The organism is Superficieibacter sp. HKU1 (assembly GCF_029319185.1).
GTDB lineage: Bacteria > Pseudomonadota > Gammaproteobacteria > Enterobacterales > Enterobacteriaceae > Superficieibacter.
Genome location: NZ_CP119754.1, coordinates 1,206,293 through 1,231,111, shown reverse-complemented (window position 1 = coordinate 1,231,111; position 24,819 = coordinate 1,206,293). Strand labels below are relative to the sequence as shown.

Genomic DNA, 24,819 nt, shown 5'->3' with positions numbered 1-24,819 from the left:
TGGAATGGCAACAATACGATTAGCGTCCGTATACAAAGCGTATTCGGCAAAACAGATCGTGATTAACGATATCAACCTGACCATTAATAAAGGTGAGTTTTGCGTCATTGTTGGCCCGTCCGGCTGCGGAAAATCCACCCTGCTCAGGATGATCGCCGGGCTGGAAGAGATCTCCGCAGGCGAATTGTATATTGATGATAAACGCATGACCGAAGTCCCCTCTTCCGAGAGGGGCATCGCGATGGTGTTTCAGAACTATGCGCTCTATCCCCATATGACCGTCGAGGAAAATATGGGGTTTGCCCTGAAGATGGCGAAAATGCCCGAGAATGAGATAAAGCAGCAGGTAGCCGCCGCGGCGAAATCCTTGCAGCTGGAGGAGCTGCTTACCCGCCGCCCCGCCGCCCTCTCCGGCGGACAACGGCAGCGCGTGGCGATCGGACGCGCTATCGTGCGCAAACCCGGAGCCTTTTTGTTTGATGAACCGCTCTCTAACCTGGATGCGGGTCTGCGTGCGCAAATGCGCCTTGAGATTGGCCGCCTGCATCGGGAATTTGAAAATATCGCCACCATCTATGTCACCCACGATCAGGTAGAGGCAATGACGCTGGCAGATAAAATCGTCCTGCTTAACAGCGGCGAAAACGTCAATAAATACGGCAGCGTAGCGCAGATTGGCTCGCCAATGGCGCTTTATGAACACCCGCGCAACAAATTTACCGCCAGCTTTATCGGCTCGCCGCGGATGAATTTCTTATCCGCCCAGGTGACCCAAATCCATGCCGATCGGGTGACTGTCAAACTCCCGCGGGATGAAATCCTGACGGTAAGGGTGAACGGCGCGCATTTATCGCCTGGTGAAAACGTCACGGTAGGCATCCGTCCGGAGCATATTACCCTGACGGCGGACGCGGGGGAGAATACCCTTGAGCGGAATATCCATTTTATCGAACAGCTTGGCGACGCTACCTGTCTGTATCTGGAAGAGGACATCACCGCGAAACTCACAGGCTATCACCAGTATCAGTGTTACAGCACCGTCAGACTGCACATCCCGGCGCACTGCTGTCATCTTTTCGACCATAACGAACAGGCGTGCCCTCGCCTGCCCGCATAACCGCCTGACCCACTTCCTGGTGGGTCAGCGTCTTCACTCTCACGGGAGCGTCAGAATTTATGAAAATCCATAACCGTGAATTTATCAATGTCAGCAAAGCGCAGGTATTACGCCAGACCGGAAGCGAGAAAATCGCAGCGATCCTGGAGCGCGCCCTTAATAATACGCTTGATACTACGGTGCAGCCCGGCGAAAACGGCGTGTTCGTGATCACTGGCGACATTCCGGCGATGTGGCTGCGCGACTCCGCCTGCCAGATGCGTCCTTATCTGTTATTTTGTCGCCAGCATAGCGAGTTGCAGGCCATGATCTCAGGCGTTATCCAGCAGCAGATGCATTTCATTACGCTCGATCCTTACGCTAACGCTTTTAACCGTCATCCAGACGGTGCCGGTCACCAGAGCGATCTGACAACAATGCAGCCGCACATCTGGGAGCGCAAATACGAAATTGATTCGCTCTGCTATCCCTTACAGCTTGCCTGGCTGTTCTGGAAAACCGCTGGTAGCACCAGCCATTTTAATGACACATTTATCCGGGCCAGCCAGCGCATTCTCGGGGTGTGGGAGACAGAACAGCATCATATGCAGCGTTCTTACTATCGTTTCCAGCGCCCAAATCCCCCGTCCCCCACCGATACGTTAACCCATGACGGTAAGGGCGCGCCGGTAAACTATACCGGCATGACCTGGTCGGGTTTTCGTCCCAGCGACGATGCCTGTCGCTGGGGCTATCTGGTACCCGCCAATTTTTTCGCGACCGTGGTATTAGGCTATCTCGAAGAGATCGCCCGTGATGTGCTGCATGATGAAAACACCTGCCGCAGAGCCGCCGCGCTGAAAGAGACTATGCTGGCCGGAATTGAACGGCATGCTGTCGTCATGCATCCTCTGTATGGCGAAATGTACTGTTATGAAACTGATGGCGCGGGTCATCATCTGCTGATGGACGACGCTAACGTCCCTTCTCTGCTGTCGTTGCCGTTACTGGGCGCGCTGGCGAAAGACGATCCGCGTTATCTGAATACCCGGCGCTTCATTCTCAGCGAGGCCAATCCGTATTTTAACGCAGGCCGCTATGCGCGTGGCGTCGGTAGCCCGCATACGCCTGAGGGATATATCTGGCCGATTGCGCTGGCGATCCAGGGGCTGACGGCCACTGACCCGGCGGAACAGCGCGCCATGATCCAGATGCTGATTGAGACGGATGACAATACGGGGCTCATGCATGAATCCTTCCATCCTGACGATCCCTCCCGCTATACCCGTCCGTGGTTTTCATGGGCTAACGCCATGTTTTGCGAGCTGGTGCTGGACTATTGCGGGCTAAAACGTAACGATTTGATTATTACGCAGGAGTCACCATGCCAATCACTGTAACAAACCCGCTGGTGGAGGGCTGGTACGCCGACCCGGAAATTCGTTTTTATGCAGGCCAGTATTGGATCTACGTTACACGCTCGTACTCAGAATATGAGAAACAGATGAATATCGATGCCTTTTCCTCCCCGGATTTAGTCCACTGGGAAAAGCATTCGGGGATCGTTGAGATAGCGGATTTCCCATGGATCTGGCGCGCGGTCTGGGCGCCGACGATCGTTGAAAAACAGGGTAAATACTATCTGATCTTTGCCTCCAACGACATTCAAAGCAATGAGGAGATCGGCGGTCTGGAAATCGCCGTCGCCGACGCGCCCGCCGGTCCGTTCCGTGCGCTGCTTAATCAGCCTCTCATCGACCGTTTTATCAACGGTGCGCAGCCCATCGACGCGCATTTGTTTGCCGATGACGACGGCAAAATTTACCTTTATTACGGCGGCTGGGGACATTGCAACGTCGCGCAGATGAACCCACAAATGGACGGTTTTATCCCCTTTGCTGATGGTGAGCTGTTTCATGAAATGGATATTCCCGGCTACGTTGAAGCGCCGTGCATGATAAAACGCCGGGGGAAATATCATTTCATGTGGTCGGAAGGCAACTGGAAGAATGGAACCTACCGGGCCGTGGCCGCAGACAGCGACACGCCATTCGATTTCTCCGGTCCGGGGACCGCGATCCTTACCGCGCAGCCCATCGCCGATGGGCTAGGGCATCACAGTTGTATTTCAACGGGCGATGACGATAGCTGGCTGATTGCCTATCACCGGCGCATTCCTGGTGATAACGACGCAGGACACCGGATGCTGTGCCTGGACAAGCTGGTATTTAAAGACGGGCAGATCCAACCGGTGATCATGACGGCATAAACGGAAATTCAGGCGCAACCGGCCTGACGCCTGCGTAAAAAAAATCCCGGCCAAATGACCGGGATTGCAGTATGACGTAACAGCCGGTTTACGGCAGAAGCGACGGCTGATCCGCCCCTTCTTTCTCGACTTTCTGCTGGAGCATATGCTCGCGTCTCATACCCAGCTTCAGCGCCAGCGCCGAGGCCACGTAGATTGATGACGCAGTACCGATAGAGACACCGATCAGCATGGTCAGTGAGAAGCCTTCCAGTACCGGACCACCAAAGAGGTACAGCATCAGAATAACCACTAACGTGGTACCGGAAGTAATCAAGGTACGGTGCAGCGTCTGGGTCAGCGACACGTTAAAGATTTCGTAAGGCGTTCCACGACGAATTTTGCGGAAGTTTTCACGAATACGGTCCGATACCACGATGCTGTCGTTCAGTGAGTAACCAATAACCGACATCAACGATGCAACGATGGTCAGGTCAATCTCGATATGGAACAACGACAGGATCCCCAACGTAATGATCACGTCGTGCGCCAGCGCGATAACCACCCCTGCCGCCAGTCGCCACTCGAACCGGAAACCGACATACACGAGGATAGAGATCAGCGCCACCATCAGCGCCATCGCACCGGTTTGCGCCAGATCGGCACCCACGCTCGGCCCGACAAACTCAATGCGCTTAACCGCCGCATTCTGGCTGGTAGACTCGTTAATGACGCTCAGTACCTTGCTGCCCAGTACCTGCCCGCCGCTTTCACCTTCGGTTGGCGGCATGCGCACCATGATATCGTGGCTGCTGCCGAAGTTCTGCAACTGTGGCTCTTCAAAGCCCGCCTTTTGCAGCGCTTCGCGCATCACGTCCATATCCGCTGGTTTTTCGAGGGTGATTTCAATGACGGTACCGCCAGTGAAATCGAGCCCCCAGTTAAAGCCGCGCACGCCCATAATGACAATCGCCGCCACCAGTAATAAACCGGAGATGCCGAAAGCCCAGTAGTCCCAGCGCATAAAGTCGTAGACTTTACGGCCGTGGTTCAATTGTTCAACAGTATATTCCTGTGCCACATCGCACTCCTCAGATTGACAGCTTGTTGACGCGTTTGCCGCCATACAACAGGTTTACGATGGCACGCGTACCGACAATCGCGGTGAACATCGACGTCGCCACACCAATACCGGTAGTGATCGCGAACCCTTTAATAGCCCCGGTGCCTACGGCATAGAGGATCAGAACTTTAATCAACGTGGTAATGTTCGCATCAAAGATGGAGCTGAATGCGCCGGCATAGCCTTCGTGGATCGCCTGCTGTACCGAACGTCCGTTGCTTAACTCTTCTTTGATACGCTCGTTAATCAGTACGTTAGCATCCACCGCGACGGCAAGGGTTAACACGATCCCCGCAATCCCCGGCATACTTAGCGTTGCGCCCGGCAGCAGCGACATGATACCGACGATCAGTACCAGGTTCGCCACTAACGCACTGGTCGCAATCAGGCCAAATTTCTTATAGAAGACCAGCATAAACAGGATCGAAACCACCAGACCGGCCAGACACGCTTCCAGACCCTGCTTGATGTTCTGCATCCCAAGCGTTGGCCCGATAGTACGTTCTTCAACAATCTGAATCGGCGCAATCAGCGCACCGGCACGCAGCAGCAGAGAGAGCTGACGCGCTTCATTCGGGTTGTTAATACCGGTAATACGGAAGCTGTTACCCAGACGAGACTGAATATTGGCGACGTTAATCACCTCTTCCTGTTTCACCAGAACCGCACGCCCGTTGGCATCTTTCTTACCGCTGTCTTTGTACTCCACGAACAGGGTCGCCATCGGTTTACCGATGTTGTCCTTCGTAAAGTTGGACATGATATTACCGCCAGCGCTGTCGAGAGAGATATTGACCTGCGGCTGGTTGTACTCATCCTGACTGGAGGTGGAATCAGTAATATGATCACCGGTCAGGATCACACGTTTGAACAGCACAACCGGCTGGCCTTCGCGCATCTGCTTCACTTCTGAGTCGCCGGGAATACGGCCAGACGCGGCGGCAGCCTGATCGACATTGGTGTTAACCAGACGGAATTCCAGGGTTGCGGTTGCACCCAGGATTTCTTTCGCCCGCGCGGTATCCTGAATGCCTGGCAGCTCGACCACAATACGGTCAGCGCCCTGGCGTTGGACTACCGGCTCGGCAACGCCCAGCTGGTTTACGCGGTTACGCAGAATGTTGATGTTTTGCTGGACCGCATATTCACGCGCTTCGCTCAGACGCGCATCGGTCATCACCGCACGCAGCGCATTATCACCCTGACTGGAGATCACCAGATCCTGATGACGTTTGCTCAGATAAGAAACCGCTTCATCACGCGCTGTCGCATCACGGAAAGTAATGCTCAGGCCATAATTATTTTCTTTGCGAACGGTAGTATAAGGAATGCCTTTTTCACGCAGATCGCTGCGCAGGCCGTCGATATTTTGTTCCTGGAGTTTACCCAGCGCCGTGTCCATATCCACTTCCATCAGGAAGTGAACGCCGCCACGCAGGTCAAGACCGAGCTTCATCGGCTCTGCTTTAAGTGCCGCCAGCCAGCGCGGGGTTGCCGGTGCAAGGTTAAGCGCCACGACGTATTTGTCACTCAGCACGTCAACCAGCGCTTCACGTGCGCGCAGTTGCGTATCCGTGGAGTCGAAGCGTACTAAAATAGCCCCTTCTTCCAGCGCCATGGACTTCGCGGCAATTTTTTCTTTTTGTAACGTATTCTGGACCTGGATCAGCGTTTGCTCACTGGCGGCGCTACCGCGCGCACCAGTGATCTGAACAGCCGGATCCTCACCATAAAGGTTGGGAAGTGCGTAAAGCAGGCCGACGGCAATCACGACGACCAGCATAATGTACTTCCACAAAGGATAACGGTTTAACACGGCGGTTCCCTTTGGGAAATCAAAAATTACAGCGCCTTCATCGTGCCTTTCGGCAGAACGGCAGCTACGAAATCACGTTTGATAACCACTTCAGTGGTGTCGTTCAGAGCGATGGCGATATAACCCGTCTCAGCCACTTTCGTGACGCGACCGACCAGGCCACCATTGGTTAAGACTTCATCGCCTTTAGCGATGGAGTTCATCAGATTTTTATGCTCTTTAGTACGCTTCTGCTGAGGACGTAAGATCATGAAGTAGAAAATCAGACCAAACACCACCAGCATCGGAATCAACGTCCACTGGCTTTGACCTGCGCCTGCGGCGGGTGCTGCTATCGCATCAGAAATAAAAAAACTCATTCAAATTCCCTCATTATTAAAATTAATCAACGTTGACAGGTGGTACGGGTCGCCCCTGACGCTGGTAAAAATCGGTGACGAAGCTCTCTAATTTACCCTCTTCAATAGCCTTGCGTAAACCAGCCATTAAACGCTGATAGTATCGCAGGTTATGAATGGTATTGAGACGCGCGCCCAGTATTTCGTTACAACGGTCGAGATGATGCAAGTAGGCGCGTGAATAATTGCGACAGGTGTAGCAATCACACTCGGCATCGAGCGGGCTGGTATCGCTTTTGTACTTCGCGTTACGGATTTTCACCACGCCGTCGGTCACAAACAGATGACCATTGCGGGCGTTACGCGTCGGCATCACGCAGTCAAACATATCGATACCGCGACGCACGCCTTCAACCAGATCTTCCGGTTTGCCGACGCCCATCAGGTAGCGCGGTTTGTCTGCCGGGATTTGCGGGCAAACGTGCTCCAGAATACGGTGCATATCTGCCTTTGGCTCGCCAACCGCCAGTCCGCCGACAGCGTAGCCATCAAAGCCAATCTCCACCAGACCTTTGACGGAGATATCGCGTAAATCTTCGTAAACACTGCCCTGAATAATACCGAACAGCGCGTTTTTATTGCCCAGCCCGTCAAAACGGTCGCGGCTGCGCTGTGCCCAGCGCAGCGACATTTCCATTGAGCGTTTCGCGTAGTCCCAGTCCGCCGGGTACGGCGTACATTCGTCGAAGATCATGACAATGTCGGAACCGAGATCGAACTGGATTTCCATTGAGGTTTCCGGATCGAGGAAAATCGGATCGCCGTTGATCGGGTTGCGGAAATGCACGCCCTGCTCGGTGATCTTACGAATGTCGCCCAGGCTAAAGACCTGGAAACCACCGGAATCGGTGAGGATCGGCCCTTTCCACTGCATAAAATCATGCAGATCGCCGTGCAGCTTCATGATTTCCTGGCCCGGACGCAGCCACAGGTGGAAGGTGTTGCCAAGAATAATTTGCGCGCCGGTGGCTTCGACTTCTTCCGGCGTCATGCCTTTTACGGTACCGTAGGTACCGACGGGCATAAACGCAGGCGTTTCCACTACGCCCCGATCAAACACCAGGCGACCGCGGCGGGCGCGTCCGTCGGTGGTATCCAGTTCGAATTTCATTTTTTCTCCAGTACGCCGGAAAAACAGTCCGACGTGAAAAGCTTATGCCGCGGAGTCATCCCCGACACGTTCATTAATCGCCGACGGATTGTACGTGATATACATCGCATCGCCATAACTAAAAAAGCGATATTCGGCGTTAACCGCCTGCTCATACGCATTCATAGTATGTTTATAACCTGCAAACGCCGAGACCAGCATAATCAGCGTGGATTCCGGCAGATGGAAGTTGGTCACCAGCGCGTCAATAACCTTGTATTGATAACCCGGATAGATAAAGATTTGCGTATCGCCAAAGAACGGCTCGATCAGGTCATTTTTCGCCGCCTGCGCCGCGCTTTCCAGCGAGCGTACCGAGGTCGTGCCCACCGCAATCACCCGGTTGCCGCGCCCTTTGGCGGCCAGCACCGCGTCAACCACGTCCTGCGGCACTTCGGCATATTCAGAGTGCATGATGTGATCTTCAATGCTTTCGACGCGCACCGGCTGGAAAGTGCCCGCGCCGACGTGCAGCGTGACAAACGCCATTTCAATGCCTTTCTGACGCAGGCGTTCCAGCAGCGGTTCATCGAAGTGCAAACCGGCGGTCGGCGCGGCCACCGCGCCTGGCTTTTGACTGTAGACGGTCTGGTACAGTTCGCGGTCAGCGTCTTCATCCGGGCGGTCGATATACGGCGGCAGCGGCATGTGGCCGATAGCGTTCAGGATATCCAGCACCGGACGTTCATCATGGAACTCAACTTCAAACAAGGCATCGTGACGGGCGGTCATCGTTGCGTTGATGCTTTCGTCATCGCCCAGCAGCAGCTCCGCCCCGGGCTTTGGCGCTTTGGAGGCGCGAATATGTGCCAGAATACGTTTATCATCCAGCATCCGCTCGACCAGCACTTCAACCTTGCCGCCGCTGGCTTTACGGCCAAACAGACGCGCCGGGATCACCCGGGTATTGTTAAAGACCAGAAGATCGCCGGGGTTGAGCTTATCGAGCAAATCGGTGAAAGTACCATGCGTCAGCGCCCCTGTCGGACCGTCCAGCGATAACAAGCGGCACGCGCTGCGTTCAGGCTGCGGATAGTGAGCAATCAGGGATTCAGGGAGTTCAAAGGAAAAATCGGCAAGACGCATGACGGTAACCAGGACAAATAAAGAGGCGGGTAGTCTAGTGCCGGGGCGTTTTCCCTGCAACCTTTACCCTGCCGGAGATAGCAACAAACCATGAATTTTCTCGCTCACCTGCACCTCGCCCATCTCGCTGACAGTTCGCTGTCGGGCAATTTACTGGCGGATTTTGTCCGTGGAAATCCGCAGTCGCTCTACCCGCAGGCGGTAGTGGACGGCATTCATATGCACCGGCGTATCGATGTGCTGACAGATAATTTGCCGGAGGTGAAAACGGCGCGGGAGTGGTTTCGCCCGGAGACGCGCCGGGTCGCGCCGATCACGCTGGATGTGATGTGGGATCACTTTCTTTCCCTGCACTGGGAAGAAGTCTCGCCCGAACTGCCGCTGGTGGAGTTTGTCGGCTACGCTGAGGTGCAGATTGGCAACATCCTGCCCGACTCCCCGCCACGCTTTGTGAATCTCAATCAGTATTTATGGTCCGAACGCTGGCTGGAGCGGTATCGCGATATGGCTTTTATTCAGAACGTACTGAACGGTATGGCCAGCCGCCGTCCGCGTCTTGATGCGTTACGCAACTCCTGGCACGATCTGGACGCGCATTATGAGAAGCTGGAGACGCTGTTCTGGCAGTTTTATCCGCGGATGATGGTGCAGGCGCAACGGGGGGAGTTGTAGCGCCGTGATGCCCGGTGGCGCTGCGCTTACCGGGCCTACATATGGCAACCCGATCGTAGGCCCGGTAAGGCGAAGCCGCCACCGGGCACGTTTACGGTGATTGAGCGTGTCAATTCCCCATCCACACCGAAGCTGAAACCGCGGGCAGCGTCAGAAGCTCCCCCTCAAACGTGGCTTTCCCCTCTTTCAGATACCATGCCTTAACGTTTAACAGCGGCGAATCACCAACTACCACTTCACACGCCTGACCGCGGTTAATCGCCACCAGCACGCGCTGCTGTTTCAGCATCCGCACGAACACCACTACGTCGCCCTCGGCATAGATCACCTGGCAAGCACCGCGGCGCAGCGCCTGGCTGCGCCGACGCAGTTTTGCCATTCGCTGATAAAGGGCCAGCAATTCGCCGTCCTGCTTGCCCTTATCCCACGGGAACGGTTTGCGGCAGAAAGGATCGTTCGCCCCGTCCAGCCCCACTTCATCGCCATAGTAAATACAGGGCACGCCGGGCCAGGTAAACAGCCACACCACCGCCAGCGGCAGACGCGCCACGTCTTTACCCAGCAGCGTTTTGAAACGTGAGGTATCGTGGCTGTCGAGCTGATTAAACATCCGCAACTGCTGCTGATGCGACAGCGAAGCGCGATAGTTATCCATCCAGGCGACGCAGGTACGGGCATCAATGTTTTGCGGATCGTAAGAGAGATCGGTATTCGCCAGAAACGCCCACAGCGGCTTGGTGAAGCCCATGTAGTTCATTGCCGAATCTTCCGCGTCCATTTGCAGCCACTGGCGGGCATCGGCAAAATGTTCGCCAAAAACAAACGCGTCGGGGCGAGCTTCTTTCGCCGCGCGGGTAATGCCCGAGACATGCTGCAGGTTGTTACGCGCACCGCCGTTCTCGCCGAGCATATGCACGACGTCCAGCCGCCAGCCGTCCATATTCCACGGCGCTTTCAGCCAGTGGCGCACGATGCTGTCATCGCCGGCGTAAATTTCATCAACCAGCGTCTGCGACTGAAAATCCAGCTTCGGCAGACTGGCGTAACCCAGCCAGTCCAGCGCGCGGCCATCCGGGGAAAAGCTGTACCAGTCGCGCCAGCGCGAATCAGGATTATGGCAGGCTCCACCGGTGCCCCGGTTATGACGATCAAACCAGGCATGGGAATCGCCGCTGTGGTTAAACACGCCGTCGAGGATCAGCCGCATTCCCTGTTCCAGCGTATTCTGCCGCAGACGAAGTAGCGCTCCGTTGCCGCCAAACTGCGGGTCGACCTGGCGATAATCTTCAGTATCATATTTATGCACGCTGGGTGCGGAAAAGATGGGGTTCAGGTACAGCGCGGTAACGCCCAGCGTTTTCAGGTACGGCAGCTTTTCGCTGATACCGTCGAGATCGCCGCCATAAAACGTCGATCCTCCCGCTTCCGCCGTGACCGGATCATTCCATTCACGCAGCACGATTTCACGCCCGGCGGCGTGGTGATAATAGACGTTATCCTGATGGATCGGTTGGCGCTTACCGCGCGCAAAGCGATCCGGGAAGATCTGATAAAACACCTGATCGGCCACCCAGTCGGGACCATTATCCGGCAGATCCAGCGCAAAACGCTCCAGTTTCGCCGGTGGAAAGCGGTTGAAGCCCTGCGGCGTGAACCACAGCTGGCGATCCTCCCACAGCAATTTAAAGCTGTAGCGGCGGCGGGGCTGCCCTTCATTAAGATTGATATCCACACGCCAGACCACGATCCCCGGTGAGGGCGCGCGGGCAGAACGACGCATGGACAGGGAAATTTCTTCGTTATCCAGCTCAGTACGCAGTACTACACGGGCGGGTAAGTTTTCTCCGCGCAGCCACAGCGTCACCGTGAGTCGATCCTGTCGCTGCGAGATAAACGGCGCAACGGGAAGATGCCAGGCATGTAACATCATCAATCCTCTTTCCTGAAAAATCAGCCTACCATGACACAAGCCGCGCCGCTCCCCCTCCTCTTTTGGCTGTTTTTCCAGGGGTGAAGCCGGGGGCGCAGAACACTCATGATAGATCGGTTTTTAGTACGCAAGAGAATGCAAATGTAAGCAAAAAAAGACCGGGATGTCTCCCGGTCTCAGACTGCTGACAAACGTTATACCGCGGAATTATGCCCGGCGACGCTTAAACATCCAGCCAATCAGCAGCAGCACAATCCAGCCGAAGCCAACGTACAGCGAAATACGCGTATCCGGATGATAGCCAATCAGCGCAATGATAAAGACCAGGAAGATCAGCCCGATTATGGTCGTCACCACACCGCCCGGAACCTTAAACTTCAGCGCTTTGGTCTCTTCCGGCGACAGGCGGCGGCGGAACGCCACCTGTGACAGGAGGATCATTATCCACACCCACACTGTCGCGAACGTTGCCAGCGAGGCAATCACCAGGAAGACATTTTCCGGAATGATGTAGTTAAGATATACCGCCAGCAGCAGCGCGAAGGTCATCACCACGACCGTCACCCACGGAATACCGCGACGTGACGTTTTGGCGAAAAATTTGGGGGCACTGCCCTGCTCCGCCATACCGTGCAGCATACGCCCCACGCCGAAAACGTCGCTGTTGATAGCGGAAAGCGAGGCGGTCAATACCACAAAGTTCAGGATACTGGCAGCAAAGGTGATCCCCATATGCTGAAACGTCAGAACAAATGGGCTGCCGTCTGTGCCGACCTGGTTCCACGGGTAAATGGACATAATCACAAACAGCGTCCCGACGTAGAACACCAGAATACGCATCGGCACGGAATTGATAGCGCGGGGAATGGAGGTCTGCGGATCTTTCGCCTCGCCCGCGGTAATACCGATAATTTCAATACCGCCGTAAGCAAACATCACCATTTGCAGCGACATCACCATCCCCAGCCAGCCGTTGCTGAAGAAGCCGCCGTTAGTCCACAGGTTATGGATCCCGGTCGGTTGCCCGCCGTTGCCAATCCCCCAGATGATGATGCCGACGCCCGCCACGATCATAATGATAATGGTGGCGACCTTAAAGAAGGAGAACCAGAACTCCAGTTCGCCGAACACCTTCACGCTCATTAAGTTGACCGCGCAGATGATCATCACCACGCTGAGCACCCAAATCCAGTGCGGCACATGCGGGAACCAGACGCCCATATAAATGCCGAACGCCGTAACGTCGGCAATGGCGACGATCAGAATTTCAAAGCAGTAGGTCCAGCCGGTGATATAGCCCGCCAGCGGGCCGAGGTTGTCCTGAGCGTAACGTGAGAAGGAACTGGCAGACGGGTTGTGGACCGACATCTCCCCTAATGCACGCATGATGATATACGCGGCAACGCCGCCGATAATATAGGCCAGCAGTACGCTGGGACCTGCCATTTTTATAGCATCTGCCGAGCCATAAAAAAGGCCGGTACCGATTGCCGACCCGAGTGCCATAAAGCGGATGTGACGGGTGCTCAGTCCCCGCTTCAGCTTGTTAGTACTTTCCATCGTTTCAAATGCCATTCAACACAAAAAATAAAAAACCACGGAACCCTAAGCTCCGTGGTTAAACGAACCGCCGTGCAACGATTAATGTGCGCTGGAGGTGACCTGGCGGCCCATGAGGCGATCGCAGATAACCGCCAGCACAATCATCACTACCGTTGGCATCAGCCACGCCAGCCCCTGCTCGGTAAGCGGTAAACGCTCGGTCCACGCAGGCAGGACATCTTTCAATGCCGAGGCTTTAATGCCGTCAATGATACCAAAAAGCAGGCTGATGAACATGGCGGGCGCAATCACGCGCGATGAATTATGCCACCATGGGCGGGTGAAGCTTAACACAACCAGTGCGATACACGGTGGATAGATCGCCGTTAATACCGGCACGGAAATCTGAATCAGCTGGCTCAGCCCCAGATTGGAGACCGCCATAGAGAACACGCCAAGGATAAACACCAGCGTGCGATAGGAGAACGGCAGATACTGCGCAAAGAACTCAGCGCACGCACAGGTCAGGCCCACTGCCGTCACCAGACAGGCAATGAAAATCAGCGCCGCCAGCAGTAAACTTCCTGCGCCGCCGAAAGTATGCTGAACATACGCGTGCAGAATAGTCGCACCGTTAGCCGACTGGTCAACTAACGTAGCGCTGTCGGAACCCAGGCGGAACAGCGCCAGATACAGCAGCGTCAGCCCAATACCGGCCATCAGCCCCGCCCATACCGTATAGCGGGTCAGCAGACGCGCTTCAGTAACGCCGCGCGAACGGGCAGCGTTGACAATCACGATACCGAAGACCATTGCGCCCAGGGTATCCATCGTCAGATAACCGTTAACGAAGCCGTTAGAGAAAGACCCCGTCTGATAAGCATCAATCGCATGGCTGATCGGGCCGGCAGGCCATACCAGCGCGGCGACGGAAAGTACCGTCAGGGCGAGAATTTTCATCGGCGCGAGGAAGTTGCCCACCGTGTCCAGCAGCTTACCGGGATAGAGAGAAACCACGATCACTAGCGCAAAATAGACCAGGCTGTAGATAAAGGTTGGCATCGCCCCGTCCCCCGTCAGCGGTGCAATACCCACTTCAAAGGAAACCGTCGCGGTACGCGGGGTGGCAAACAGCGGACCGACCGCCAGATAGCAGATGGTGGCCAGCAGAATACCCGCGCCTTTACCGATCGGCGTACTGAGGCTATCAATCCCACCGCCGACTTTCGCCAGCGAAATAACCGTCAGCACCGGCAGACCGACCGCCGTAATCAAAAAGCCAATGGCCGCCGTCCAGACGTGCTCGCCGGCCTGCAAACCGACCATAGGAGGAAAAATGATATTGCCAGCACCGACAAACAGGGCAAAGGTCATAAAGCCCAGAGCCATGATGTCGCGAGATTTTAACTGATGGGTCATAAATTATTTACTGCCTGTGGATGTGGTGTTGTAAATGAATTGTTGCTTTCCATGCGGGACGATCGCGCAGCAATTGCATATATTTCCAGCGGGATATACTCCCTGACTGACGTGACGAAGTATTGTTTTTCGATTTATCACGCAAAAGCAGTCGGTATGACAGCCTCTGGGGCGCAATTTAAACGCTTATAACGTTTTAAAGCAAGGCAGGATCGTAAAACCAGATGATTATGCTAATTCAGAATATTCAGCCAGCATGATGGACCAGTTATCAGAAAAACTGATGGCTGATCATTCGAACAAAAAAGCAGCAGGCGCGAGGATATGGCACCCGTTTCGCTTACCTGCAAACTAAACAGACCAGCCCAGGCTGGTCTGCGGAAAGTTACGGTTACAAGCGGCATAACCAGCCTAGTTTCTGGCAATGAATCGTTCCGGAAGCAAAAAGCTAAATTGCGTTCCTTCACCCGGCTTACTGGTAATGTTGAGGCGACTATCATGATGATTTAACGCATGTTTCACGATTGCCAGCCCCAGCCCGCTGCCGCCGGTCTGCCGCGAACGGGCCTTATCAACACGATAAAAACGCTCGGTCAGGCGCGGAATGTGTTCGGCAGCGATTCCCGGTCCGTTATCGTCAATGGTAAACAGTGCGCCATGAGGCGCGCGCTGCCAGTTGACCGAAATAGTGGTTCCGGCAGGCGTATGATTCACCGCGTTGTACACCAGATTAGAGATAGCGCTCCGCAACTGTTCTTCATTGCCCAGCACTTTTAACGAATCATCCACGGTAAAACGCAGCGTATGACGATCGTGGCTGAGGGTTTGCGCCTCGCGCTCTATCACCCGCAGCATCATCGGCACGTCAATCTTTTCATTGAGGGCCAGCGCAGGTGCCGCTTCAATCCTGGAGAGGGTTAATAATTGTTTTACCAGCGATTCCATACGCTGCGTCTGCTCGCGCATGGTATGCAGCGCTTTTTCGCGCGGCGCGCCTTCAAGCGTTTGCTCCTGCATCATCTCCAGATAACCCTGTAGCACGGTCAACGGCGTGCGCAGCTCATGGCTGACGTTGGCAAAGAAATTGCGTCTCGCGCCCTCAAGCTGGTGCATTTGCGTGGTATCGCGCGCCACCATCAGCCGCTGGTTTTCACTGTAGGGCATCACTCGAAATTCGAGGTGACGGCCATTATTGAGCACCAGATTCAATGGCCGGCTAAAATCGCGATTCTTCAGATAGAGCGTAAATTCGGGATAACGCAGCAGGTTAAGGATATTTTGCCCGTTATCGTCCGGCCAGCGCAGCCCCAGCACCTGCTGCGCCAGGCCGTTACACCAGAAAATCGTGCCTTCTTCAGTCGTCAGCACCACCGCATCCGGCAGCGATTCCGCGCCGCTGCGAAAACGTTTGATGAGGTTGCCCAACTCACGTCGGCGCTTTTTATTGCGTAGCTGCATCTGATGCAGTCCGTAAAGCAGAGGCTCCCAGCTGCCGCGGCCCGGCGGCGGTGTCATACTGCGATCGACCCATAGCCACCAGGAAAGTCGCAGTAAATTCAGAAAGTGCCAGACCAACAGCCCGGTCACCGCCGCCAGCAAAAACCACGGCAGATAACCGAAAAATGCCCCCAGTATCAGCGCAGGCAGGCAGCAGATAACCAGTTCAAAAACCAGCGTTTTCCATGACAGACGTTCCAGCACGCGTCACACTCCTGTCTGAGATCAGAAACGGGTCGAGAAACGATAACCCGTGCCGCGAACGGTTTGAACCATGCGATCGTGCCCGCTCTGCTCCAGCGCTTTGCGCAGGCGGCGGATATGAACATCCACCGTTCTGTCTTCCACGTAGACGTTGGTTCCCCAGACATGATTCAACAGTTGTTCACGGCTGTAAACACGTTCGGGATGGGTCATAAAGAAGTGCAGGAGCTTAAATTCAGTCGGCCCCATGTCGAGCGGGCTTTCACCGGTCATGACCCGGTGCGAGGAGGGATCGAGACTCAATCCCTGCATTTCGATGACCTCATCAACGGCCATCGGGGAAATGCGGCGCATCACCGCTTTAATCCGCGCTACCAGCTCTTTTGGCGAGAACGGCTTGGTGATGTAATCGTCTGCCCCGGTTTCCAGCCCGCGGACGCGATCTTCTTCTTCACCGCGTGCGGTGAGCATTACCACCGGGATTTCGCGCGTCATTGCTTCACGCTTGATATGTTTAATAAACTGAATGCCGGAACCGCCGGGAAGCATCCAGTCCAGCAGGATGAGGTCTGGCCAGGGTTCATTGAGCTGATTCACCGCGCTGTCATAATCTTCCGCTTCAACAGGCTGAAAGCCATTTTGTTCGAGAACAAAGCAAACCATCTCACGAATTGGAGCTTCATCTTCTACGACCAGAATACGTCTCGCCATTTTTTACCCTGTTTATCATCATTATGGATAGCGACGTCATTATGCGTCAGATTTATGACAGATTTATGAAAAAGATGACCGTGTGACGATTGCGTAAACGCGATGTGACAGCCAGCTTCGCCCCGCCTGCTTCAGAGGGTATAATCCGCTGTACGCTTTTTTGCCACGGAACCGACATGCGCATCATTCATACTTCAGACTGGCATCTCGGCCAGAACTTCTACAGTAAGAGCCGTGCCGCTGAGCATAGCGCTTTTCTTGACTGGCTGCTGGATACCGCTCAGACGCAGCAGGTTGATGTCATTATTGTGGCGGGCGATATTTTTGATACCGGCTCGCCGCCGAGCTATGCCCGCGAGTTATATTATCGTTTCGTGGTCGATTTACAGCAGACCGGCTGTCATCTGGTGGTGCTGGCCGGAAATCATGATTCGGTGGCCACGCTTAACGAATCCCGCGACATTCTGGCGTTTCTCAAAACGACCGTCATTGCCAGCGCAGGCGATAAACCGCACCTTCTGTTAAAGCGCGACGGCACGCCGGGCGCGGTGTTTTGCCCGGTGCCGTTTTTGCGTCCGCGCGACATGGTGATTAGCCAGGCGGGGCAATCCGGCAGCCAGAAGCAGCAACGTCTGCTGACGGCCATCACAGATTATTATCAGCAGCAGTATCAGGACGCCTGCGAGCTGCGGGGTGAGCAGCCATTACCGATTATCGCCAGCGGACACCTGACGACCGTCGGAGCCAGCAAAAGCGATGCCGTACGCGATATTTACATCGGCACGCTGGACGCCTTCCCGGCGCAAAACTTTCCGCCCGTTGATTACCTCGCGCTGGGCCACATCCACCGCGCGCAAAAAATTAACGGCAGCGAGCACATTCGCTACTGCGGCTCGCCCATTTCACTGAGCTTTGATGAGACAGGAAAAAATAAAAGCGTCAACCTGGTCACTTTTGCGGAGGGCAAACTCACCGACGTGACACCGCTTGAGGTTCCCGTCACGCAGCCGCTGGCTGTGATCAAGGGCGATTTTGCCGGCATCAGCGAGCAGCTTATGCAGTGGCGTGATGCGCCCGCGACGCCAAAGGTCTGGCTGGATATCGAAATCACCAGCGGGGAATACCTGCATGATATTCAGCGACGTATTCAGGCCCTGACCGAGGATTTACCGGTTGAGGTGCTTTTAGTTAGACGCAGCCGCGAGCACCGCCAGCGTATTCTGGAAGGTGAATTGCGCGAAACGCTCGGCGAACTGAGCGTTGAAGACGTATTTGAGCGCCGGCTGACCCAGGAAGATCTCGACGAGGCGCAGCAAAAGCGGCTGTTTACCCTTTTCGGTCAAACGCTGGAAACCCTGTCCGGAGAGGATGAAGCATGAAAATTGTCAGCCTGCGCCTGAAAAACCTGAACTCACTGAAAGGCGAGTGGAAAATTGACTTCGCTGCAGAACCGTTCGCCAGCAACGGCCTGTTCGCCATCACCGGCGCGACGGGGGCAGGTAAAACGACGCTGCTGGATGCGATCTGCCTGGCGCTGTATCACCAGACGCCGCGCCTTAGCACGCTGTCGCAATCGCAAAATGATCTTATGACCCGCGACACCGCCGACTGTCTGGCCGAGGTCGAGTTTGAAGTGAAAGGTGAAGCGTACCGCGCCTTCTGGAGCCAGAACCGCGCGCGCAATCAGCCGGACGGCAACCTGCAGGCTCCGAGGGTGGAGCTGGCGCGTTGTGCCGATGGCAAAATTCTTGCCGATAAAGTGAAAGATAAGCTGGAGCTGACCGCCACGCTGACCGGGCTGGATTACGAGCGTTTCACCCGTTCGATGCTGCTTTCGCAGGGGCAATTTGCGGCCTTTTTGAACGCCAAACCCGGTGAGCGTGCCGAGTTGCTGGAAGAGCTGACCGGCACCGAGATTTACGGCCACATTTCAGCGATGGTATTTGAAAAGCATAAAACTACCCGTACCGCACTGGAAACACTGCAGGCGCAGGCCAGCGGCGTGGCCCTGCTCAGCGCGGAACAGCAGCAGGCGCTGGAGCAAGGTTTGCAGGCGCTTATTGACGAGGAACGCCAGCAGGTAACGCTGCAGGCGCAGGCGCAAAGTCATCTCAACTGGTTAACGCGCCAGCAGGAGCTGGAGGCAGAGCACCAGCGTGCGCAAAACGCACTTGCCGGAGCGCTGCAGGCGCTGGCCCAGGCGCAACCACAGCTTACCGCCCTGACGCTGGCCCAGCCCGCAGAGCAATTGCGTCCTCTGTGGCGTCGCTGTCAGGAGCAGACCAGCGCAGTGAAGCAAACGCAGCGGCAGGCGCAGGAAGTAAATGCTTGCTTACAAACCGCATTAACCCTACGCGCTCAACTGCGGGCCAGCGCGGAACACCAGCAGGCTTCGCTGCAAACGACGCATAAACACCTGACTGACTGGCTTCAGGAACACGATCGCTGGCGTTTGTGGAGCAGCGAACTCACTGGCTGGCGGCATGCCTTTACCCAGCAAACACGCGATAACGCGCAGCTACAGCAACGACAGCAGCAATTAGCCGGCCATCAGCGAGAACTGGCTGCGCTGCCCGCCGTGACGCTTGCCCTTACGCCAGCCGAAGTCAGCGAGGCCCAGGCGCGCCATACTCAACAGCGCCCGCTGCGCCAGCGATTAAACGCATTACACCTGCGTCTGACCGCCGTCCATCAGAACCTGCAAAAGCTACACGGCACCGTTCAGGCCTCCCGGACGGAATACGCCACGTTAAATGAAAAAATTGTCAATCTGCGCCAGCGTTATAAAGAAAAAAATCAGCAGCTTGCGGATGTGCAGGCCCTTTGCCAGCTGGAAGCCCGCATTAAGGATCTGGAGAGCCAGCGCGCGCTGCTGCAATCCGGCCACCCTTGCCCGCTCTGCGGCTCCACGACGCATCCTGCCGTCGAGGAGTATCGCACGCTCGAACCCAGTGTGAATCAGGCCCGCCGTGACGCGCTGGAAAAAGAGGTCAGATCGCTGGCCGATGAAGGCGGCAAACTTCGCGGCCAGACGGATGCGCTGCAACGCCAGCAGCAACGCGACGAAAGTGATATCCAGACGCTCACCCAGGAGGAGCAAGCACTTACCCAGCAATGGCAGACGCTTGGCGCCACGCTGCAAATAGCCCTGCAACCGCAGGACGACATCACGCCGTGGCAGCAGGAGCAGGATCGCTATGAAGAGCAGCTCCATCAGCTGAGTCAGCGGCAACGTCTGGAGATACAGATTGCTGAGGCGAGCCAGCAAATCACCAGCTTTGCACAACACGTCACTGCCCAGCGGACGACGCTGGAAACGGCGCTTCAGGCACTGTCGCTGAGCTGGCCTGCTGAAGGCGATGAATCCACCTGGCTGGCGGCGCGGGAAGAAGAAGCCCGGGCGTGGCAAACCCGCCAGACGGAGCTGGCCTCGCTTCAGGAGGCGCTGGCGCAGCTTATTCCATTACTGGAAACCTTGCCGCAAACCGCAACCTCCCCGGCGTCCGGGCCAGTGTCGCTGGAGGGCTGGCGCAGCACGCATGACGACTGCGTGAAGCTGGAGAGCCAGTGGCACACTCTGCAACAACAGGAAACGCTGGAAAAATCGCGTTTACACCAGGCGCAGGCGCAATTTGACGCGGCACTCAGCGCCAGCCAGTTCGCCGATGAGCAAGCATTTCAGGCCGCACTGCTCGATGAGCCGACCCGTCGCCAGCTGGAATCCCTGAAGCAATCGCTGGAAAGTCAGCTTCAGCAATGTCAGGCGCTGGCGCTACAGGCGCAAAATCAGCGGCAGGCGCATCAGCAGCACCTGCCTGAAGGGCTCTCGCCGGAGCAGAACAGTGAGCAAATCCGGCTGGCCCTGGAGCAGCTGAACCAGCGGCTTCGTGATATCGGCTTACGGCAGGGCGAGATCCGCCAGCAGTTAAAACAGGATGCGGATAACCGCCAGCATCAGCAGACGCTGATGCAGCATATTGAGCACGCCGCGCAGGAACTGGCCGACTGGAGCCTGCTTAATGGGCTGATTGGTTCCCGCGACGGCGATAAATTCCGTAAATTCGCCCAGGGCCTGACGCTCGACAATCTCGTCTGGCTGGCGAATAAACAGCTTAACCGTCTTCACGGACGGTATTTGCTCAAGCGGAAGGTCAGCGATGCGCTGGAGCTGGAGGTGGTCGATACCTGGCAGGCAGATGCGGTGCGCGATACGCGGACTTTGTCCGGCGGCGAAAGCTTCCTCGTCAGCCTCGCGCTGGCGCTGGCGCTTTCTGACCTGGTAAGTCATAAAACGCGCATTGATTCCCTCTTCCTCGACGAAGGATTCGGCACCCTGGACAGCGAGACGCTGGATGCCGCGCTGGACGCGCTGGACGCGCTGAACGCCACCGGCAAAACCATTGGCGTCATCAGCCACGTCGAGGCGATGAAGGAGCGCATTCCGGTGCAGATTAAGGTGAAAAAGGTGAACGGTCTGGGGTACAGCAAGCTCGACAGGGTATTCGCCGTTGAGGAATGAGGATAGGTTGGCAGGCGAAACAGGGTAAAACGGCGCTGGGGGACGGCGCTGGCACGGCGGCGCTATATGCCCGGCGGCGCTGCGCTTGCGCGGGCCTACGGTCGGGGCACGGCGCTGGTTCGGGCCTACGGTAATACAACGGATTGATATTGTTGCTTTTGTAGGCCGGGTAAGCGCAGCGCCACCCGGCATAACAGGGCACAGAGCAAAACCGTTCTCACCCCCTGTCATTAACGTTGCGGCCACAACCAGGCGGCACCGCGTACCCCGCTGGAATCGCCGTGCACCGCTTTGCGGATCGGCGTTTCACACTCGCCGCCAAACACCCAGTTTTTAATCAGTTGCGGTACGGTTTTATACAACCTGTCGACATTACTCATCCCGCCGCCCAGCACAATCACGTCAGGATCGAGAATATTAATTACGTGACTCAGCGATTTTGCCAGCCGCAGTTCATAACGACTAAGCGCCAGCTCTGCCAGCGGGTCCAGCTCATCCACCAGACGCATGATTTCATTACCTTTTAGCGAACGCCCGCTTAACCGCTGGTAATCGGTCGCAAAACCGCTGCCGGAAATAAAGGTTTCAATACACCCCTGCTTGCCACAGTAACAGGGAACTTCGGCACGATAGCGCAGTTCGTCTTCATCCATCCACGGCAGAGGATTATGCCCCCACTCGCCTGCGGTACCGTTGCCACCGCGATGCGCCTGCCCGTTCAACGCAATGCCTGCCCCGCAACCGGTGCCGATAATCACCGCGAAAACCGTTTCTGCTCCGGCGGCGGCCCCGTCCACGGCTTCAGAGGCGGCCAGACAGTTGGCATCGTTGGCCATTCTTACTTCGCGTTTTAGCCGCTCGCTCAAATCCTTATCAAAAGGCTGACCGTTGAGCCACGTCGAGTTGGCATTCTTCACCACCCCACTGAAAGGTGAAATCGATCCCGGTATGCCAACGCCAACCGTTCCCTCCATGCCGGTGGTTTTTTCTGCCTGCGCCACCAGCGTTGCGATGGTCTCTATCGTCTGCGCATAGTCATGGGCAGGCGTCGGCAGACGATGGCGGTATAGCTGCTGCCCGTCATCACTTAACGCAATAACTTCAGTTTTGGTGCCGCCTAAATCGATCCCGATTCGCATACTTTCGTCCTCAATTGTTCACAATATCAAAAGCGTAAAACCGTCAGCCCGGATTAGCAATGCAAGCAAAGCGACAATTCGTTATCATGCCGGCTGGATTTAACGACAACGCTGTGGAAATTATCATGCTGTGGTTCAAAAATTTAATGGTTTACCGTCTTAGCCGCGACATCTCCTTACGCGTCGAAGAGATGGAAAAGCAGTTAGCCGAGCTGTCGTTTACCCCCTGCGGAAGTCAGGATATGGCGAAAACCGGCTGGGTACCGCCGATGGGTTCACAAAGCGACGCCTTTACCCACGAAGTTAACGGGCAGATCATTATCTGCGCGCGGAAAGAAGAGAAGATCCTTCCCTCTCCGGTGATCAAGCAGGCGCTGGAAGCTAAAATCTCGAAGCTTGAAGCCGATCAGGGCCGCAAGCTGAAGAAAACCGAAAAAGATTCTCTGAAGGATGAAGTGCTGCATTCACTGCTGCCACGAGCTTTCAGTCGTTTTAACCAGACGATGATGTGGATCGATACCGTCAACGATCTGATTATGGTCGACTGCGCCAGCGCCAAAAAAGCGGAAGATACCCTGGCGCTGCTGCGTAAGAGCCTTGGCTCGCTGCCGGTGGTTCCGCTGACGCTGGAAAACCCGATCGAGCTAACGTTGACCGAATGGGTGCGCTCCGGCACCGTCGCGCAGGGTTTCCAACTGCTGGATGAGGCCGAACTGAAAGCGATGCTGGAAGACGGCGGCGTGATCCGCGCGAAAAAGCAGGATCTGGTCAGCGATGAGATCGCCGTGCATATCGAAGCGGGTAAAGTGGTGACGAAACTGGCGCTGGACTGGCAGCAACGCATTCAGTTTATGATTTGCGACGACGGTTCGCTTAAGCGCCTGAAATTTGCAGATGAACTCCGCGATCAAAACGATGATATCGAACGCGAAAACGTGGCTCAGCGCTTTGATGCCGACTTTACGCTGATGACCGGCGAACTGGCCGCCCTGATCAAAAACCTGGTAGAAGGGTTGGGCGGCGAAGCTCAGCGCTAATGACTCTGTGGGATGACAACTTCATCCCACCGTCGACAAGAAACTCGGTGTTACAGGTAGCGACAAAGGTAGGAAGTCGGCTCAGCCACCTGCAAATGAAATTCACTGTGGCCCGGCACATTGAACACCTGCCCGGCGGTATAGACTTTCCACTCGGTTTCATTCGGCAACAACACATTCAACGCGCCGCTCACCACCGTCATCTCTTCTGCGGCGGCGGTACTAAACGTATATTCACCCTCGGCCATCACGCCAACGCTGGCCCGGCCAGTGCTGCTGCTGGTAAAGCCAATAGATTTCACTTTTCCTGAAAAGTATTCGTTACTCTGAAGCATAGCTGACCCTTATAAGCAATTGATGATTAACCAATATAGGGGGCAAACTCCCTCGCTGTCACGTGAAATTAACACTATACCAGCAGTTCTGAGGCCAGCCGGGTGATCAGAACGTTGGAGAGTAAAACCGGCACATCCAGCGCTTTTTGCAGCAGGTCTCGATGATGTTGATAAAAGCCCAGACAATCGAGCATTAACACGTCTGCGCCGCGCTCAATCAGTTCTCGTCCTGCGGCAATCAGCTCGTCATCAGAGGAATAAAGCGGATGCGCCAGCGAATAAAGCGGCGGATTTTCCAGTACCTGCCATTTAATTTTTTGTGCGGGAATAAGCTCTTCCATCGGCACAATGACGCCAACCTGATGACCGTCCACAATTGAGGCAACCAGCGGCGGAATGATCCGCAACGGTTCGAGAAGGATAGAATTGTGCGCCTTCATGCCAATAATTTGAGCGGTACTCATCAGGATGATGACATCATAGCCCTGAGTATCCAGTACATCGATGACCGCCTGGAGATCGCGCTCAACTTTGGCGCGAGAAACCGCGGCAGGTTGCAGATCGCTGAGCATGGTCAGGAGCGCTTCTTCTCCCGGCTCAACGGCGTAATCTTCCATAACATCTTCACGCGACATTTTGCCCAACAGGCTGATATGGGTGATTTGGTCTTCCCTGATATGTTCGGTCAGGAGCGGCAATACTTCACGAACGGGAACTACGCCAATCGTTAACATCGCCAAAGTCGCACTCATGTCTGTCACCTTATTCACTACCGTTACTACGAAACTTATACCGCCCTGCAACCCTCTGGATGCGAGGGATAAACGCTCAATAAGCGAAGCCGCAGATGAGCGTTTAAGGTGCTTATAAATTCCTGAATGCTTCCGGAATGTACCA

20 protein-coding genes are annotated in these 24,819 nt (G+C 55.5%); 7 read left to right on the top strand and 13 right to left on the bottom strand.

Going from position 1 to position 24,819, the window contains the following annotated elements; translation table 11 throughout:
• Positions 1-4: 4 nt before the first annotated feature.
• The 3 genes from ugpC to P0H77_RS05890 are packed head-to-tail and all read left to right on the top strand — an operon-like array spanning position 5 to position 3,365.
• Positions 5-1,117, top strand: a complete 1,113-nt coding sequence (ugpC, locus tag P0H77_RS05900; protein WP_276163987.1) for a sn-glycerol-3-phosphate ABC transporter ATP-binding protein UgpC — start codon at positions 5-7, stop codon at positions 1,115-1,117.
• A gap of 59 nt (positions 1,118-1,176) precedes the next feature.
• Positions 1,177-2,496, top strand: a complete 1,320-nt coding sequence (locus tag P0H77_RS05895; protein ID WP_276163986.1) for a glycoside hydrolase family 125 protein — start codon at positions 1,177-1,179, stop codon at positions 2,494-2,496.
• A complete protein-coding gene (locus P0H77_RS05890) occupies positions 2,481-3,365 on the top strand; it encodes a glycoside hydrolase family 43 protein (protein ID WP_276163985.1) in 885 nt (294 codons plus the stop codon). The genes P0H77_RS05895 and P0H77_RS05890 overlap by 16 nt, the downstream gene beginning before the upstream one ends.
• Positions 3,366-3,453: 88 nt before the next feature.
• Here the strand turns inward: P0H77_RS05890 and secF are convergent, their stop codons facing one another.
• From secF to queA, 5 genes are read right to left on the bottom strand one after another with little or no spacing between them, the layout of a single operon-like run.
• Positions 3,454-4,425 (bottom strand): protein translocase subunit SecF, encoded by a 972-nt coding sequence (gene secF / locus P0H77_RS05885; RefSeq protein WP_276163984.1) that lies wholly within the window; start codon positions 4,423-4,425, stop codon positions 3,454-3,456.
• A 10-nt stretch (positions 4,426-4,435) separates the two neighbouring features.
• A complete protein-coding gene (secD, locus tag P0H77_RS05880; protein ID WP_276163983.1) occupies positions 4,436-6,283 on the bottom strand; it encodes a protein translocase subunit SecD in 1,848 nt (615 codons plus the stop codon).
• Between the two features lie 26 nt (positions 6,284-6,309).
• Entirely contained in the window at positions 6,310-6,642 is a 333-nt protein-coding gene (gene yajC, locus P0H77_RS05875) for a preprotein translocase subunit YajC (RefSeq protein ID WP_276163982.1), read from the bottom strand.
• A 22-nt stretch (positions 6,643-6,664) separates the two neighbouring features.
• Positions 6,665-7,792 (bottom strand): tRNA guanosine(34) transglycosylase Tgt, encoded by a 1,128-nt coding sequence (tgt, locus tag P0H77_RS05870; protein ID WP_276163981.1) that lies wholly within the window; start codon positions 7,790-7,792, stop codon positions 6,665-6,667.
• 42 nt (positions 7,793-7,834) lie between these two features.
• Positions 7,835-8,917: a tRNA preQ1(34) S-adenosylmethionine ribosyltransferase-isomerase QueA gene (queA, locus tag P0H77_RS05865; RefSeq protein WP_276163980.1), complete on the bottom strand. Its 1,083-nt coding sequence runs from the start codon at positions 8,915-8,917 to the stop codon at positions 7,835-7,837.
• A gap of 90 nt (positions 8,918-9,007) precedes the next feature.
• Between queA and acpH the strand changes: the two genes are divergently transcribed.
• Positions 9,008-9,589 carry an ACP phosphodiesterase gene (gene acpH / locus P0H77_RS05860; protein WP_276163979.1) on the top strand — a complete coding sequence of 194 codons (582 nt, stop codon included), beginning with the start codon at positions 9,008-9,010 and terminating at the stop codon, positions 9,587-9,589.
• A gap of 109 nt (positions 9,590-9,698) precedes the next feature.
• Here acpH and malZ read toward each other — a convergent pair whose 3' ends face one another.
• From malZ to phoB, 5 genes are all read right to left on the bottom strand, one after another.
• A complete protein-coding gene (malZ, locus tag P0H77_RS05855; protein ID WP_276165058.1) occupies positions 9,699-11,516 on the bottom strand; it encodes a maltodextrin glucosidase in 1,818 nt (605 codons plus the stop codon).
• 210 nt (positions 11,517-11,726) lie between these two features.
• Complete coding sequence (gene proY / locus P0H77_RS05850) at positions 11,727-13,079, bottom strand: proline-specific permease ProY (protein WP_276163978.1); 1,353 nt, start codon at positions 13,077-13,079, stop codon at positions 11,727-11,729.
• Between the two features lie 81 nt (positions 13,080-13,160).
• Complete coding sequence (gene brnQ / locus P0H77_RS05845) at positions 13,161-14,480, bottom strand: branched-chain amino acid transporter carrier protein BrnQ (RefSeq protein WP_276163977.1); 1,320 nt, start codon at positions 14,478-14,480, stop codon at positions 13,161-13,163.
• A gap of 411 nt (positions 14,481-14,891) precedes the next feature.
• Positions 14,892-16,181, bottom strand: a complete 1,290-nt coding sequence (gene phoR, locus P0H77_RS05840; protein ID WP_276163976.1) for a phosphate regulon sensor histidine kinase PhoR — start codon at positions 16,179-16,181, stop codon at positions 14,892-14,894.
• Between the two features lie 21 nt (positions 16,182-16,202).
• Entirely contained in the window at positions 16,203-16,892 is a 690-nt protein-coding gene (phoB, locus tag P0H77_RS05835) for a phosphate response regulator transcription factor PhoB (RefSeq protein ID WP_276163975.1), read from the bottom strand.
• A gap of 176 nt (positions 16,893-17,068) precedes the next feature.
• Between phoB and sbcD the strand changes: the two genes are divergently transcribed.
• A complete protein-coding gene (gene sbcD / locus P0H77_RS05830) occupies positions 17,069-18,271 on the top strand; it encodes an exonuclease subunit SbcD (protein WP_276163974.1) in 1,203 nt (400 codons plus the stop codon).
• Complete coding sequence (gene sbcC, locus P0H77_RS05825) at positions 18,268-21,411, top strand: exonuclease subunit SbcC (protein ID WP_276163973.1); 3,144 nt, start codon at positions 18,268-18,270, stop codon at positions 21,409-21,411. Before sbcD ends, sbcC begins: the two co-directional genes overlap by 4 nt.
• Positions 21,412-21,641: 230 nt before the next feature.
• Here sbcC and mak read toward each other — a convergent pair whose 3' ends face one another.
• Entirely contained in the window at positions 21,642-22,550 is a 909-nt protein-coding gene (mak, locus tag P0H77_RS05820; RefSeq protein WP_276163972.1) for a fructokinase, read from the bottom strand.
• 125 nt (positions 22,551-22,675) lie between these two features.
• Between mak and rdgC the strand changes: the two genes are divergently transcribed.
• Positions 22,676-23,587, top strand: coding sequence for a recombination-associated protein RdgC (gene rdgC / locus P0H77_RS05815; protein WP_276163971.1), 912 nt, complete (start codon positions 22,676-22,678; stop codon positions 23,585-23,587).
• Positions 23,588-23,637: 50 nt separating this feature from the next.
• On the opposite strand, the gene ppnP is transcribed toward rdgC, so the two are convergent.
• Positions 23,638-23,922 carry a pyrimidine/purine nucleoside phosphorylase gene (ppnP, locus tag P0H77_RS05810; protein ID WP_276163970.1) on the bottom strand — a complete coding sequence of 95 codons (285 nt, stop codon included), beginning with the start codon at positions 23,920-23,922 and terminating at the stop codon, positions 23,638-23,640.
• 74 nt (positions 23,923-23,996) lie between these two features.
• Positions 23,997-24,674 carry an AroM family protein gene (locus P0H77_RS05805; protein WP_276163969.1) on the bottom strand — a complete coding sequence of 226 codons (678 nt, stop codon included), beginning with the start codon at positions 24,672-24,674 and terminating at the stop codon, positions 23,997-23,999.
• Between the last annotated feature and the right edge of the window lie 145 nt (positions 24,675-24,819).

What these genes read in the sequence shown, in the direction of transcription:
- yajC (WP_276163982.1), bottom strand. Translation starts at nt 6,642, where the DNA reads ATGAGTTTTTTTATTTCTGATGCGATAGCAGCACCCGCCGCAGGCGCA.
- tgt (WP_276163981.1), bottom strand. Translation starts at nt 7,792, where the DNA reads ATGAAATTCGAACTGGATACCACCGACGGACGCGCCCGCCGCGGTCGC.
- acpH (WP_276163979.1), top strand. Translation starts at nt 9,008, where the DNA reads ATGAATTTTCTCGCTCACCTGCACCTCGCCCATCTCGCTGACAGTTCG.
- ppnP (WP_276163970.1), bottom strand. Translation starts at nt 23,922, where the DNA reads ATGCTTCAGAGTAACGAATACTTTTCAGGAAAAGTGAAATCTATTGGC.
- rdgC (WP_276163971.1), top strand. Translation starts at nt 22,676, where the DNA reads ATGCTGTGGTTCAAAAATTTAATGGTTTACCGTCTTAGCCGCGACATC.
- proY (WP_276163978.1), bottom strand. Translation starts at nt 13,079, where the DNA reads ATGGAAAGTACTAACAAGCTGAAGCGGGGACTGAGCACCCGTCACATC.
- sbcD (WP_276163974.1), top strand. Translation starts at nt 17,069, where the DNA reads ATGCGCATCATTCATACTTCAGACTGGCATCTCGGCCAGAACTTCTAC.
- brnQ (WP_276163977.1), bottom strand. Translation starts at nt 14,480, where the DNA reads ATGACCCATCAGTTAAAATCTCGCGACATCATGGCTCTGGGCTTTATG.
- ugpC (WP_276163987.1), top strand. Translation starts at nt 5, where the DNA reads ATGGCAACAATACGATTAGCGTCCGTATACAAAGCGTATTCGGCAAAA.
- P0H77_RS05805 (WP_276163969.1), bottom strand. Translation starts at nt 24,674, where the DNA reads ATGAGTGCGACTTTGGCGATGTTAACGATTGGCGTAGTTCCCGTTCGT.
- phoB (WP_276163975.1), bottom strand. Translation starts at nt 16,892, where the DNA reads ATGGCGAGACGTATTCTGGTCGTAGAAGATGAAGCTCCAATTCGTGAG.
- P0H77_RS05895 (WP_276163986.1), top strand. Translation starts at nt 1,177, where the DNA reads ATGAAAATCCATAACCGTGAATTTATCAATGTCAGCAAAGCGCAGGTA.
- mak (WP_276163972.1), bottom strand. Translation starts at nt 22,550, where the DNA reads ATGCGAATCGGGATCGATTTAGGCGGCACCAAAACTGAAGTTATTGCG.
- queA (WP_276163980.1), bottom strand. Translation starts at nt 8,917, where the DNA reads ATGCGTCTTGCCGATTTTTCCTTTGAACTCCCTGAATCCCTGATTGCT.
- sbcC (WP_276163973.1), top strand. Translation starts at nt 18,268, where the DNA reads ATGAAAATTGTCAGCCTGCGCCTGAAAAACCTGAACTCACTGAAAGGC.
- malZ (WP_276165058.1), bottom strand. Translation starts at nt 11,516, where the DNA reads ATGTTACATGCCTGGCATCTTCCCGTTGCGCCGTTTATCTCGCAGCGA.
- P0H77_RS05890 (WP_276163985.1), top strand. Translation starts at nt 2,481, where the DNA reads ATGCCAATCACTGTAACAAACCCGCTGGTGGAGGGCTGGTACGCCGAC.